At 64.2% G+C, this 14,319-nt stretch carries 12 protein-coding genes; 6 read left to right on the top strand and 6 right to left on the bottom strand.

The window, feature by feature from the left end; genetic code table 11:
• A complete protein-coding gene (locus SO180_RS21260; protein ID WP_449380841.1) occupies positions 1–3,810 on the top strand; it encodes a hypothetical protein in 3,810 nt (1,269 codons plus the stop codon).
• Positions 3,811–3,861: 51 nt separating this feature from the next.
• A complete protein-coding gene (locus SO180_RS21265) occupies positions 3,862–3,999 on the top strand; it encodes a hypothetical protein (protein ID WP_449380787.1) in 138 nt (45 codons plus the stop codon).
• Positions 4,000–4,044: 45 nt separating this feature from the next.
• Here SO180_RS21265 and SO180_RS21270 read toward each other — a convergent pair whose 3' ends face one another.
• The 3 genes from SO180_RS21270 to tyrS all read right to left on the bottom strand — a co-directional run bounded on the left by SO180_RS21270 (position 4,045) and on the right by tyrS (position 7,270).
• Entirely contained in the window at positions 4,045–4,476 is a 432-nt protein-coding gene (locus SO180_RS21270; protein ID WP_449380788.1) for a DoxX family protein, read from the bottom strand.
• A 223-nt stretch (positions 4,477–4,699) separates the two neighbouring features.
• Entirely contained in the window at positions 4,700–5,959 is a 1,260-nt protein-coding gene (locus SO180_RS21275) for an MFS transporter (protein ID WP_449380789.1), read from the bottom strand.
• Positions 5,960–6,016: 57 nt separating this feature from the next.
• Complete coding sequence (tyrS, locus tag SO180_RS21280; protein ID WP_449380790.1) at positions 6,017–7,270, bottom strand: tyrosine--tRNA ligase; 1,254 nt, start codon at positions 7,268–7,270, stop codon at positions 6,017–6,019.
• Between the two features lie 159 nt (positions 7,271–7,429).
• Between tyrS and SO180_RS21285 the strand changes: the two genes are divergently transcribed.
• Both SO180_RS21285 and SO180_RS21290 read left to right on the top strand, forming a co-directional pair.
• Entirely contained in the window at positions 7,430–8,533 is a 1,104-nt protein-coding gene (locus SO180_RS21285; RefSeq protein WP_449380791.1) for an anhydro-N-acetylmuramic acid kinase, read from the top strand.
• A gap of 93 nt (positions 8,534–8,626) precedes the next feature.
• Positions 8,627–9,304 carry a glutathione S-transferase family protein gene (locus tag SO180_RS21290; RefSeq protein ID WP_449380792.1) on the top strand — a complete coding sequence of 226 codons (678 nt, stop codon included), beginning with the start codon at positions 8,627–8,629 and terminating at the stop codon, positions 9,302–9,304.
• A gap of 15 nt (positions 9,305–9,319) precedes the next feature.
• On the opposite strand, the gene SO180_RS21295 is transcribed toward SO180_RS21290, so the two are convergent.
• The 3 genes from SO180_RS21295 to SO180_RS21305 all read right to left on the bottom strand — a co-directional run bounded on the left by SO180_RS21295 (position 9,320) and on the right by SO180_RS21305 (position 11,819).
• A complete protein-coding gene (locus SO180_RS21295) occupies positions 9,320–9,832 on the bottom strand; it encodes a DUF1697 domain-containing protein (protein ID WP_449380793.1) in 513 nt (170 codons plus the stop codon).
• A gap of 12 nt (positions 9,833–9,844) precedes the next feature.
• Positions 9,845–10,492 carry an alpha/beta hydrolase gene (locus SO180_RS21300; RefSeq protein ID WP_027524593.1) on the bottom strand — a complete coding sequence of 216 codons (648 nt, stop codon included), beginning with the start codon at positions 10,490–10,492 and terminating at the stop codon, positions 9,845–9,847.
• Between the two features lie 379 nt (positions 10,493–10,871).
• Positions 10,872–11,819 (bottom strand): LytTR family DNA-binding domain-containing protein, encoded by a 948-nt coding sequence (locus SO180_RS21305; protein WP_449380794.1) that lies wholly within the window; start codon positions 11,817–11,819, stop codon positions 10,872–10,874.
• A 44-nt stretch (positions 11,820–11,863) separates the two neighbouring features.
• Here SO180_RS21305 and SO180_RS21310 point away from each other — a divergent pair, with 44 nt between their 5' ends.
• Both SO180_RS21310 and SO180_RS21315 read left to right on the top strand, forming a co-directional pair.
• Positions 11,864–13,057, top strand: coding sequence for an acyltransferase family protein (locus SO180_RS21310; RefSeq protein ID WP_449380795.1), 1,194 nt, complete (start codon positions 11,864–11,866; stop codon positions 13,055–13,057).
• A gap of 50 nt (positions 13,058–13,107) precedes the next feature.
• Complete coding sequence (locus SO180_RS21315; protein ID WP_449380796.1) at positions 13,108–14,247, top strand: cysteine desulfurase family protein; 1,140 nt, start codon at positions 13,108–13,110, stop codon at positions 14,245–14,247.
• Positions 14,248–14,319: the final 72 nt, after the last annotated feature.

The following is a 14,319-nucleotide window of genomic DNA, read 5'->3' on the forward strand; positions in this document are numbered from 1 at the left end:
ATGGCGGCAATGCCGGCGCAGGGACGTTTGGTCCCCGTGGACGGCTGCGGCCCCGGCGGCGGTCAACCTAGGGATGGCCGCCTGTATCGAGAGGCAATGGCAAGAAATTCGTCGCCCCAGGACCACAGCGGGGAGCTCTATCAGCGCGCCGGAGAGCAAGACCCTCTTGCATGGGACGAGGTCGATTGGGATCCGGACCAGGAAGCGGCGGCAGGCCACCGGGCGCGCCGGCTGTTGTCCCGTTCCAACTCCCGCTTTCATCGCGTAGGTGACGGCTTCGGCACGTTCGGGCGCTGGCTTGCGGCTGACCGCTGGGTCAAACGGCTTGCCCTCGTCACGGGCACTCTCGTCATCATTTTCGTCTGTTGCTTCGCCACGCTGTGGTGGCGGCTCGGCGCGGGGCCCATCAATCTCGACATGGCGACGCCATGGCTTGCGGCTGCGATCGAGGACAATATCGGTCACGGCAACACCGTCGAGGTCGGCGGCACCCAGATCGAACGCGCAGGGCGGATCCGCATCGCGGTGCGCATTCGCGACATCATCGTCCGGGACCGCGATCACGCCATCGTCGCAAGCGCGCCGAAGGCCGAAGTGCGGCTGTCGGGCATGGCGCTGCTGATGGGCCGGCTGCGCGCCGAGAGCCTCAATCTCGTCGATGCCGAGCTCGCGATCCGGATCGCACCCGACGGGACCGTCACGGTGTCGGCCGGCGACACCGCAAAGCCGCTCGCCACCGGCGTCGCGTCGAAAAAGGAGGCGGGCCTGCCGCCGACCTTCCCGCGTCCGGGATCTGCACCGCCTGCCGCGACGACCTCTCCCGTCGCGCCCTCCGGTCCGGATGCGGCCGCAGCGTCATCGGCCGGCGGCAGCACGCAGAGCGGATTGCTTGCCGGGCTCGACTGGCTCGACAGCCTGAGCATGACCGGACTTGACGGCCAGAACCTCAACGAGATCGGCCTGAAGAACGGCAATCTGATCGTCGACGACCAGCAGCGCGGCAGCAAGTGGAGTTTCGAGAACATCAGTCTCAGCCTGCGTCGACCGCACGGTGGCGGCGTTGCGCTCAGCTTCGGCGAAGAGGGCGCGCGGCCATGGTCGCTCCGCGCCACGATCGGCCCTGCCGAGAACGGCGTGCGCTCGGTCGATGTCCGGGCCGACAAGGTCTCGACCTCGAACATCCTGCTGGCGCTGCGGCTAAAGGACCTGACCTACAACGCTGACCTGCCGCTGACCGGCGAGCTCAAGGGCGAGCTCGGCCGCGACGGCCTGCCGACCTATTTCCGCGGCAAGGTTGTCGTCGGCGCGGGCAACATCATCGACACCGATACGCCGGATTATCCGATGGCGATCGATTCGGCCGAGCTCAACCTAGAATGGGACGCCGGACGCCGGGTGCTGGTGGCGCCGTTCAAGATCATCTCCGGCGCCAACCGGATTACGCTGCTCGCGCATCTCGAGCCGCCGAATGGCACCACCAATGACTGGCAGCTCGGGTTCAGCGGCGGATCGATCCTGCTGGGCGGCATCGACAACGAACCGCCGTTGGTCTTCAACCGCATTGCCATCGGCTTCCGTTTCGACACCGACCACAAGCGCGTCGTGCTGGCGCAGGCCGACATCAGCAATGGCGAGATCGGCGTCGCCGGAACCGGCGCGATCGACTATTCCGGCGAGCCGCGTTTGATGCTCGGCTTTGCGGGCACGCCGATGTCGGCGACCGCCCTCAAGCGGATGTGGCCGACGCTCATTGTTCCGGAGCTACGTGAGTGGGTGATCGAGCGGATCGAGCGCGGCACGCTCCAGCGCATCGAGGTCGGTGTCAATTCGCCGACGCGCAATCTCCCGCGCAAGGGCCCGCCGATCCCCGAGGACGGCCTGTCGGTCAACATCGTTGCCAACGGCGTCGCGGTTCACCCCGTGGACGGCATGCCTTCAGTACACGACGCCGACCTCAAGGCGCACATCACCGGACGCACCGCGACGGTGACGATCGGGCAGGGCGTTGCCGATACACCCGCGGGACGCAAGATCACCTTTTCGGACTTCACCTTCGAGGTGCCGGACATGGCGATAAAGCCGTCGCCTTCGCGCAGCAGATTCCGCGTCGACGGACCGGTGCCCGCGGCTGCCGAAATTCTCGCCAATGATCGTCTGAGCGATCTGTCAGCAACCTTCGTCGATCCCAACACCAGCAAGGGTAATTTCTCGGCCAACATCACGCTCGCCTTGCCGGTGAAGGGCGAGCTGACCAAGGCGGATACGAGCTTCACCGTCGCCGCCGACCTCAACGGCTTCGCCGCCGACAAGCTGGTGATGAATCAGAAGCTCGAGGCGAACAGCCTCAAGATCGTCGCGAGCAATCAGGGCTACCAGGTCAAGGGCGACGTCAAGATCAACGGCCAGGCGGCCTCGCTCGATTACCGCAAGCCGGCCGAGGGCGATGCCGACGTCAAATTGCAGACCACGCTCGACGATGCGAGCCGCGCCCGTCTCGGGTTCGACTTGAGCCCCGCCGTCAGTGGTTCGCTGCCGATCAAGGTCTCCGGCAAGATTGCCAGCGGTCCCGAGCAGACCACGCGCCTTGGCATCGAGGCCGATCTGACCTCGCTCAAGCTCGACAACATCCTGCCGGGCTGGGTGAAGCTGCCAGGCAAGTCGGGCAAGGCCAGCTTCAAGGTGGTGCCGACCGCGCAATCGACGCGGCTCGAGGATATCGTCGTCGAAGGTGCGGGAGTGTCGATCAAGGGCTCGCTCGAGGTCGACCAGAACGGCGACCTCATGAATGCGAACTTCCCGACCTATTCGCCGTCCGACGGCGACAAGGCCTCGCTCAAGGTGGAGCGCGGTCCCGACGGCGTGGTGAGAGGCACCATGCGCGGCGACGTCTTCGACGGTCGCGGCTTCCTGAAGTCGGCGATCTCAGGCAATTCCGGCAAGGACGACAAGAACAAGCTGAAGAACGTCGACTTCGACATCGACGTCAAGCTCGGCGCGGTCGCTGGCTTCAACGGCGAGGCGATGCGCAGCGTCGATGCCAAGATGTCGCGGCGGAGCGGTGCCGTCAAAGCCTTCACACTGAACGGCAAGGTCGGCAAGGACACGCCGGTGACGGCAGACTTGCGCGGCGGGCGCGCGCAGGGCGGTCGCGAGGTGATCTACCTCCAGACCAACGACGCCGGCGCTTTCCTGCGCTTCTCCGACACCACCAACAAGGTGTTCGGCGGCCAGATGGTGGTTGCGATGGAGCCGCCGACATCGGAGCCGACGGCACGGGAAGGCCTCATCAACGTGCGTGACTTCACGGTCAAGGGGATGGAGCAGCTCGATCGCATTGCGGCGGGCGGTTCCAACGGCGCGCAGAGCGGCGTATCCTTCACGGCGTTGCGCGCGGAATTCACTCGGCAGAACGGTGCGCTCACGATCCGCGACGGTGTCGTCAAGGGACCGATGATCGGCGCCACCATCGAGGGCGCGATCGATTATGCCGGCAATCAGGTCTGCATGAGCGGCACCTTCGTGCCGGTGTATGGGGTGAACAATATCTTTGGCCAGTTGCCCGTTATCGGCCTTCTCCTGGGCAACGGCAACAATGAGGGACTGATCGGCGTGACCTATGAGGTCGTCGGGGCGCCCGATAAGCCGGTCATGCGAGTCAATCCGATCTCGGCGATGATGCCCGGCGTGTTCCGCAAGATCTTCGAGTTCAACACCGGCAAGCAGAACATGTTCGACGAGCTGCCGACGCAATCGGGCGAGAGCTCGGCGGGATCATCGCGGCCGCTGGGCTGCACTCTGGCGCGACGATAGCATGAGGCGGCGAGGCGCTAGGCACCTTGCTTGCGTCCGTTCAGATTAGGGATGATTGGCCCTAAGGCTATCGGCGTCGGAGTCCGCCTGGGCAAGCCCGCAATGAACCGCTTCGTTCACCGCATCATCATGGCCGTGCTGCTGGCCGCGGCACTGGCCGTCATCTGGAACGTGCTCGGCGGGCGATGAACCGGCACCGGCGAGTTCGCCGGTGCTATTCGCGTTCAGGAGATCTCAGCGCCGCGCGAAGGCGCCGCTCGGCTCATCGCCTTCCTTGCGCAGCAGCGCGTCGACGCTGATCGGGCCGCCGCCGGCCGCGGAGATGTACAGACAGGCGAAGCAGAACAGGATCGCTGCGGTGCCGCCGTTGAGCAGCGGCAGGAACACCGGCGAGCCGCTCTTGAACATGTGGCCGAGGAAATAGGCGAAGGCCATTTCACCCGACAAGACGAACGCCGAGATCCGCGTGAACAGGCCGATCATCAGGGCCGCACCGAGCACGAGCTCAAGCGCACCGGCTGCGTAGATCAGCGGCGGGATGTCGGCGAAGTAGGGGACCGCGGGAAACTTGAAGATCTTGGCGATGCCGTACTGAAACAGCAGCAGGCCGGTGATGAAGCGAAACAGGCTCAGCAGAGCCGGTTGAAAGCGAGACAGTGAATTCATGATTTGCGCCCTTCCATCCAAATTCCATGCGACTTGAATCGCATCCGGTTCCACCCTGCAAGAAGGGACCATCAATTTGCGCTGACATTTTCGTCATGACAGACAAAACACCGCAAGCGTGGCTTTGAGCCTGAGGATTTGCACATTTTGTTGCCGGAACACATGCATTCGCCGTCCGTAGTTCTCCGGTGACAACGGGGAGTGCAGGTTACCTCCGGTACACCTAGCGCCGCAAGGCGGGTACAACCAGAAAGGGAATCATCCCGAGCATCACGCTCGCAAGTGCGAAGGCGAGCAGCGGATTGTAACTCTGGGTCGCGTCGTGGATCAGACCGCCGCTCCAGGAGCCGAATGCCGAGCCAAGCCCGCTGCCGATCGAAATGCTGCCGTAGATCGTGCCGACGCGCTTGCCTCGGAAGATCTTCATCGCGGTGGCGGAGATCAGCGGTCCCCGCGAGCCCATCATGCTGCCGAAGCAGACGACGAAGCCGGTGAGCAGGAGGGTGCTCGGATTGTACTGCAACAGCCACAAGAGGATGATGCCGAGGATCGAGATCGCGTAGCTCAGCAGCACCGAAGGCCTGCGACCGATCAGGCCATCGAGCGCGGACACGCCGAGCATGCCGAACACCAGCACGACGCCGGAAAATCCCCAGGCGGTTGCGGCCTGCAAAGGCGGGAAGCCCGCATCGATCAGATAGGCGACGATCTGGGCCGCGATGGAGTACATGCCAACCGCGGTGAAGAAGAAGGTCGAGAACAGCGCCCAGAACGCGTGATGACGCATCGCGCGCAGAAGCGTCCAGCCTTCGTCGACGAAATCGGGATCGGTCCTCTTCACGACATGCGGCGACCCCGTGGCAAACATCCGCCACGGCAACAGCAGCAGTGGAAGCAAGAGGCCGAGCGCTGCGAAGCCGAACATCTCGTAGGTGCCGCGCCAGCCGACATGGTCGATCAGGATCTGCGAGATCGGCAGGAGCACGAGCACGCCCCCGCCCATCGCCGAGTAGACCACCGACATCGCGGTCGGCAGGCGCGGGCCGAACCAGCGGCCGAGCAGGATCGAGTTCGGCACGATGCCGATGAACGCGATGCCGACGCCGACGCAGAGACCGATCGAGAGCTGGAACTGCCAGAGATAGTTTGCGTGCGCCGCGATCAGGAAGGCGGCGCCAAGCAACAGCAGCCCAAGCGCATAGACGCTGCGCGGCCCGGAATGGTCGAACAGGCGTCCGACGAACGGCGCGGTGAGGCCGCTTGCGAGCCAGGTCAGCGAATAGACCGAGACGATCTGAGCGCGATCCCAGCCAAAGCTCTCCGAGATCGGCTTCAGGAACACCGTGAAGCTGTCGCCGAGCCCGCGTCCGAGCACAGACAGTGTGAAGCATAGCGCGAGCACGACGAGGGCAGTGCGCCCATGCGCACCCGACTGTGCTGCGGCATTTCCTCTGCCGTCCGCCTTGGGCGTGTTCTGATCCATTGCCCGTCAGGGAGCGCGTTTCCACGCGCCCTGGCAAGCAGTGAAAAGCTCATACGCCTATGCGGGCTTGACGAGGACGTGCTTCTTCTTGCCGAGCGAGAGCTTGATCACGCCCTCCGGCGTGAAATGGGCCGGCGTCAGCGTCATCTTCTCGTCGGTGACGGATTCGTCGTTCACCCTGAGACCGCCACCCTTGATCTGACGCCGCGCTTCGCCGTTGGAGACGACGAGGCCCGCCTTGACGAAGGCGTTGAGCACGCCGAGTCCGGCCTCCAGCTCGCCACGCGGAATTTCGACAGTGGGGAGCGTCTGCGCCAGCGCGCCTTCCTCGAACGTTCGTCGCGCGGTCTCGGCCGCTTCATTTGCCGCGTCGCGGCCGTGCAGCAGCGCAGTCGCTTCCGTCGCGAGCACCTTCTTCGCCTCGTTGATCTCCGAGCCCTGGAGCGCCTCAAGCTTCCTGACCTCGCTCATCGGCAACGTCGTGAACAGTTTTAAGAACTTGCCGACGTCGGCGTCCTCGGTGTTGCGCCAGTACTGCCAGAAATCGTAAGGGCTGAACTGGTCGGCGTTGAGCCACACTGCGCCTTGCGCGGTCTTGCCCATCTTGGCTCCGGAGGCGGTCGTGAGCAGCGGCGTCGTCAGTGCGAAGAGTTGCGGCGATCCCATGCGGCGGCCGAGATCGACGCCCATGATGATGTTGCCCCACTGGTCGGAGCCGCCCATCTGCAATCGGCAGCCGGCGCGCTGCGAGAGCTGCACGAAGTCGTAGGCCTGGCAGACCATGTAGTTGAACTCGATGAAGCTCATCTCCTGCTCGCGCTCGAGGCGCAGCCGCACGGAGTCCATGGTCAGCATGCGGTTGACCGAAAAATGCTTGCCGACATCGCGCAGCATCTCGATCCAGTTGAGCTTGGTCAGCCACTCCGCATTGTCGAGCATGACGGCGTCGCTGGCGCCGTCACCGTAGCGCAGCACCTTGGCGAACACGCCGCGGATCGAGGCCTTGTTGGCCTCGATCTCGGCAATCGTCCGCATCGCGCGCGTCTCGTCCTTGCCGGAGGGATCGCCGACCATGGTGGTGCCGCCGCCCATCAGCGTGATCGGCTTGTTGCCGGACTGCTGGAGCCAGTGCAGCATCATCATGGTCAGGAAGTTGCCGATATGCAGCGATGGAGCGGTGCAATCGTAGCCGACATAGGCCGTCGCCTCGCCCTTGGCGGCGAGCGCGTCCAGCCCCTCGAAATCGGAGCACTGGTGGACGAAGCCCCGTTCCTGCAAAATATTGAGGAAATCCGATTTAAATGCACTCATCTGTCGACGGCTCTGATCATTCTTATTTTACGGTAATTGCGGCCAGTGGCGGAACCCGGAAGGAACGGACTGCCGCGTCGCAGCGCGCTGTGGCATTATAAGATGTGCTTGTTTGATACAAGCCAGGCGTCGGGGTAGGAAGACGTCGAGGCTTACGGGATGATGTTAACCGCACTCGGTCTGATGAGCGGGACCTCGCTTGACGGGGTGGACGTTGCATTGATCGAAACGGATGGAAAGCAGATCAAGGCGTTCGGGCCGTCCGGCTACCGGCCTTACAGCAATGCCGAGCGCAGCCTCTTGCGCCGGGCGCTCACCGAGGCTGTCCATTTGCCGCGGCGCGATGCCCGGCCGGGGGTTCTGGCCGAGGCTGAGCGTGTGGTGACGCTGGCCCATGCCGAGGCGGTCGCCGCCTTCACTGCTCAGAACCGGATGAAGCCGGAGGAGATCGACATCGTCGGCTTCCATGGCCAGACCGTGCTGCACCGGCCCGAGCGGCGCTTGACGGTGCAGATCGGCGACGCGTTGGCGCTGGCAAAGGCCATCCACATCCCGGTGATGCATGATTTCCGCGCCGCCGACGTCGAGGCCGGTGGGCAGGGCGCACCCTTCGTGCCGGTCTACCACCGGGCGCTGGCGCAATCGTTGGAGCGCGAGGGACCGATCGTCGTCGTCAATATCGGCGGCGTCTCCAACATCACCTATATCGACGGCAACGATACGCTGATCGCCTGCGATACCGGTCCCGGCAACGCGCTGCTCGACGACTTCATGTACCGGACCATGAACCAGACCTTCGACGCGGAAGGAAAGTTCGCCGCGCTCGGGAAGGCGGATGAAGCCTGGATCGCGCGGGCACTTGAGCTGCCGTTCTTTGCACTACCGCCGCCGAAGTCGCTCGACCGCAACGATTTTGCCGCCCTGAAGCTCGGCGACGCGCAACCGGCCGATGGGGCGGCGACGCTCACCGCATTCACGGCCGCCGCGATCGCCCGCGTCATTCCGCTGCTGCCGCGGCGGCCGAGGAGCTGGATCATCTGCGGCGGCGGCGCGCGCAACCTCACGATGCTGCGCATGCTGCGGGAGCGGGTGGGATCGGCGACGGTGCAGGCCGCCGAGACGCTCGGCTGGGCCTCCGATGCCATCGAGGCGCAGGCTTTCGGCTTCCTGGCCGCGCGTGGCATGAAGGGACTGCCGCTATCCTACCCGGCCACCACGGGCGTGCCGATGCCGATGACGGGCGGGGTGATCGCAAGGCCTTAGGTCACGGGCGGTTGATGCAAATGCATCGATCTTGACTCGTTCATGCAGATGCATATATGTTGATGCAGTTGCATCGAACCCGGGATCTCCGTCATGGCCGCGGCCCTCAAACTGATCAGCCACAAGCTTTGCCCTTATGTGCAGCGCGCCGTGATCGCGCTGACCGAAAAGGGCGTGCCGTTCGAGCGGATCGACATCGATCTCGGCAACAAGCCGGACTGGTTCCTGAAGATCTCGCCGCTCGGCAAGGTACCGGTGCTGGTGGTCACGACCGCGCAAGGCGAGGTCGCGCTGTTCGAGAGCAACGTGATCTGCGAGTACATCGAGGAAACGCAAGGAGGCCGCAAGCTGCATCCGGCCGACGCGCTGAGGCGCGCCGAACATCGCGCCTGGATGGAGTTCGGCTCCGCGATCCTCGGCGATCTCTGGGGCCTGGAGACCACGACTGATCCGGCGGTCTTTGACAGCAAGCGTCAGGCGTTGTCGGTCAAGTTTGTCCGCGTCGAGGCCGCGCTGGGCGCGGGCCCGTTCTTCGCCGGCGCATCATTCAGCCTGGTCGACGCCGTGTTCGCGCCGATCTTCCGCTATTTCGACGTGTTCGATGAGCTCGCCGAGCTCGGCATCTTCAAGGATTTGCCGAAGGTTGGCGCATGGCGAGCGGAGCTTGCCATGCGTCCGAGCGTTCGCAGCGCGGTGGGGGCCGATTATCCGCAATTGCTGCGCGCGTTCCTGGTGCGCCATGACGCGCATCTGTTGAAGCTTGCCGCGTAAAGCGCGCCTGAGCCTTCACAGCTCCGCGGCCATTTTCGCCAGCGTCGCAATCGTGTTCATGTTGCGCGCAGTGCCAGCCTTGGCGGCGGGGATGACGAGCTTCGACGTGCCCATGCCGTCGCCATAATGCACGTAGATCTCGCGGCGACCGAGCCGGACTTCCTCATCCTTCTGGCCGCGGATGCCCGTAAGCGTGTCTGCGGGCGGCGCCTTGTCGAGGAAGATCGCCATGGTGCGGTTCGGCGCAGCTTTCGGAAAGGGATTGTCGGCCGCAACCTGCGCCATCTCTTTTGCGCTGCGCACGAGCACGCCGACCATCGCGCCGGCGTAGCCGTGCAAGCGCTTCTCCAGCGCGGCCTTGATCGCGCTTTCGGACTTGCGGCTGGTGAACACCACATTGCCGCTGGCGATGTAGGTGCGCACGGCTGCAAAGCCGAGCTCCTCGCACATCGCCTTGAGCTCGCTCATCGGCAGCTTGCCGGTGCCGCCGACATTCACGGCACGCAGCAAGGCGACGAAGGAGCCCATTTTGGCAGGCCTCTAGCGCACGTTGGCGAGCCGCATGTCGAGATAGGCGGTGATGGTCTCCATCAACGGCTCGAGCTTGCCGTCGAAGAAATGGTTGGCGCCGGGGATGACCTGCTGGTCGATCACGATGCCCTTCTGCGTCTTCAGCTTCTCCACCAGCGTGTTGACGTCCTTGGGCGGCACCACCGCATCCTTTTCACCGTGGACGATAAGCCCCGAGGACGGGCAGGGCGCGAGGAAGGAGAAGTCGTAGAGATTGGCGGGCGGGGCGATCGAAATAAAGCCCTCAACCTCGGGGCGGCGCATCAAAAGCTGCATGCCGATCCAGGCGCCGAAGGAGAAGCCGGCGACCCAGCAAGCGCGCGCTTCGGGATTGATGGTCTGAGCCCAGTCAAGCGCTGCTGCTGCATCGGACAATTCGCCGGTGCCATGGTCGAACGAGCCCTGGCTGCGGCCGACGCCACGGAAGTTGAAGCGCAGCACGGAGAAGCCGCGATGTGCGAAGGCGTAGTAGCACTGGTACACGATCTGATGGTTCATCGTGCCGTGAAACTGCGGATGCGGATGCAGGATCATCGCGATTGGCGCGTTCTTCTGCTTGGCCGGATGGTAGCGGCCTTCGAGACGGCCTGCAGGGCCGGCGAAAATGACTTCAGGCATGATGGTCTCTTGATTGATTCCCTCGAGATGATCCTCAGCAATCAACCGATTGTGGCGGCTTCACCGGCTGCAAAGCCGACGAAAGTGCGCATGGGAGTGGAAGGGGCGCCCTCGGATGATGCGCGAGTGGCGCGCGGGTGAACTGACGCGCGCGTTCTAACACGAGGCAAGGGTCAAAAAGCAAGCTTCTTCAACATCTCGCAATGCGCTCAAGAGCTTAGCTGGTCATCGCGGTGTCGCGAGCGCCTCGCCGCACGCAGCGGTGTGGCCGCCCGGGATCGCTCAAATCGACGACGAAAATCGGCGTTGAGGCCGGGCGCCCCAGTTAAACGATTGGAATCACGCCGATTTATCGGCCGTTGGATGGTCCTGGGGCGATTCACACAGGAGCCGTGCGGTTTCCGAGCGAGGCAACCGCTGGCCGGTAGCGCCGGCTGCCCTGGAGGGTTTGCCCGTTGTCGAAGGTGAGTTCGAAATCCCCAGACGGTTTCAGGTCCACGCCTCTCACCCGATCGAGATTGGCAAGTTTCGTCCGATGGACGCGAACGATGGCGAAGCGCGAAAGCTCGCTTTCGGCCGTGGCGAGCGTGCCCCGGATCAGGTGTTGGCGGCCGTCGATCAGGCTGTATTCAATGTAGTTGCCGGCGGAGGCGACCCAGAGAATGTCGCGCGGCGCGAGGCGAATGCGACTTGCACCGTCCCGCAGCCAGATCAGATCGGCGACAGGCGGCTGTCGCGCGTCGGCGGCCCTGGCAGCCAATGCGGCCCGTTTCAGCTCGCGCCGACTCTCGAATAGCCAGATCGTTCCCCCGATCAGGAGGGCGGCCACGGCATCCTTGCGAAACTCGTATGAGATCGTCGCAAACGAGAAATGGAAATCGTAGGTGCTCCCCGCGAGCCAGAGCACGAGCTTCCTGATCCAGACCATGCCGGTGATGTGGAGGGTCGAGAAGCCGACCACGGCAAGCGCTCCGATAGCCACCCGGACGACGAGCCCCGGGCTACGGTGCATGCGCCGGATGGCCAGCACCAGGAGCGGGACGGTCAGCAGGACGACGGCGATGCTCGACATCTCCCAGAACAGCCGCCGGCCGACATCATAGCTGTCGCCGCGCCAGGCGGCATCCTGCGCGCCGGAGAGTGCATTCACGATTCCGACTGCGAGCGCGACGGCTGTGATCGCGCCGAACATCGTCCAGTCGCTGCCGCTGATCCCAAAAAGCCCACCGCTCGTCCCAGGGCGCGACGCCTCATCCCGCGTGTTGCGGTCCTGATCCCAAACCGGCTCGACGCGCTCGGCTTGTGGGGCATTTTCGGTGTCAGCCATGGCCCCAAAACCGCGTTTGGCGTCCCCTCAAGGAGCAGAAAACCATGTCAACACCACAGCAAATCTCGACCTCGGAGCGGCGCATCGATCTGGACTGGGTGCGGATTGGCGCCTTCGGGCTCCTGATCTTCTACCACGTCGGCATGCTCTACGTGTCCTGGGGATTTCACATCAAGAGCACGCACAGGCTGACCTGGCTCGAGCCGTTGATGCTGGTCCTCAATCCCTGGCGGCTCTCGCTTCTGTTCCTGGTTTCCGGGGTTGCGACGAGGTTCATGCTCGACAAGTTCCGCCTTGGCTCGTTCGTTGGCGCGCGGTCGGCTCGGCTCCTGATCCCCCTGATCTTCGGCATGCTGGTGATCGTGCCGCCGCAATCCTACCTCCAGATAGTCGAAAGCCTCGGCTATCCCGCGGGCTTCGTCGATTTCTATGCCCATCATTATCTCGCTTTCGGGGCGCAGTTCTGTCCGAACCCTTGCATCGTCCAGCCGACCTGGAACCATCTCTGGTTCGTGGTTTACCTGTGGGTCTACACGATGGCGCTGGCCGGCGTGCTCTGGCTATGGCCGGCCCTGACGGACCGGCTCAGTGCGAGGCTTGCTATTCTGCTCACAGGGCCCGGGCTCCTGATCCTGCCGTGTCTGCTCTTCGCGGCTTGGCGCCTGTTTCTGTTCCCGGCTTTTCCCTCCACGCATGCACTGTTTGGCGACTGGTACAACCACGCGGACTATGCAGCGGCATTCCTGATCGGCTTCCTGCTGGCGAAGCAGATTAGCGTCTGGTGCGAGATCGAACGCCTGCGCTGGGCGGCGCTGCCACTCGCAGCCGCTTGCTTCCTCATCTTGATCCTGCTGTTCGCCGGCCTGCTCGCGCCGTCGCCGCTGCTGAAGAAGTGCGCCAGCATCGCCTATGGCTGCTATCAGTGGTTCGCAATGGCTGCGGTGCTCGGTTTCGCACGGCGGCACTTCACGGCCGACGGACCTGTGCGCCGCTATCTCACGGACGCGATCTTCCCGTACTACATCGTGCATCAGACCGCGATCATCATGATCGCGCACGCACTGCGCGGGAGCGGCTTCTCGGCCGGGATCGAGGCCTCCATCGTCGTCGCCGGTACCGCGCTCACATGTGTGGTCACCTATGAGATAGTGCGGCGCATTGCGTGGTTGCGGCCGCTGTTCGGATTGCGGACGGGGTTCCGCCGCCTGCCCGGGATCGCGCAGCAACAACCGGCCTGATGCGGGCGGGTCCCGATTGGCGCAATGGCAAAAGGTGCTAAGAGGGCGGCATGCCAACCCGCGTCTATCTCGACTGGAATGCGACCACGCCGCTGCGCCCTGAGGCGCGGACGGCGATGGTTGCGGCCTATGATCTCGTCGGCAATCCGTCCTCGGTCCACGCCGAGGGGCGGGAGGCGCGGCGGCTGGTCGAGGCGGCTCGTGCGGCGCTCGCGGGTGCGGTTGGCGGCCTGCCGCGAAACGTCATCTTCACCTCGGCGGGAACCGAGGCCAATGCGCTGGCGCTGTCGCCGGGTCTAAAGGGGCCCTCTGGCCGCCCGGCGGAACGGCTTCTCGTGTCGGCCGTCGAGCACGCCTCCGTGCTGGCAGGCGGCAGGTTTCCGGCCGATGCCATCAGCCAGATCCGGGTGACGTGGTCAGGCGTCGTCGATCTCGACCACCTCAAGGCGCTGCTGGGTTCCGGTCCGCCGGCGCTGGTCTCGATCATGGCCGCCAACAACGAGACCGGCACATTGCAGCCCGTGGCGGAAGTCGCGCGGATCGTCCATGAGGCGGGCGGGCTTCTGCATGTCGATGCAATCCAGGTGCTTGGCAAGATGCCATTTGATATCAAGGAGGTAGGCGCCGATCTTGCCACCTTCTCTGCCCACAAGATCGGCGGTCCCAAGGGGATCGGCGCATTGGTGGTGGCCGAGGGCGTGACAGGGCTCGAACCGGTGCTGCGTGGTGGCGGGCAGGAACTCGGCCGTCGGGCGGGAACCGAGAACGTAGCGGGCATTGCCGGCTTCGGCGCGGCCGTGAGGGCGGCCGTTCAGGCTCTGGCGGAGGATGCGGAACGGCTGCGAAACCTCCGGAATCGCTTGGAAAATGGCTTGCGCTCGGTTCCCGGTGTGGTGATCTTCTCGGAGGAGGTCGAGCGGTTACCCAATACCACTCTGTTTACCGCGCCGGGGCTGAAGGCCGAGACCGCCGTGATTGGCTTCGACCTTGAAGGTATCGCTGTATCTTCGGGCTCAGCCTGTTCATCGGGAAAAGTGCAGCCGTCGCACGTGCTTTCCGCGATGGGATTCGACCCGAAAACGGCGCAGGGAGCGGTGCGCCTAAGTCTGGGCTGGTCCACGCAGGGGGCGGACATCAATCGGGCCCTTGAGGCTTGGCGAAAGCTCGGTAATAACCTACTTAGAGAGTAAGCGACGAAACACGGCTTGAACGGTTCTAAGCGCGTGCTTTCCGCATAGAAACATCGTAATAGTCGTTCGAGT

The organism is Bradyrhizobium sp. UFLA05-112 (assembly GCF_053572325.1).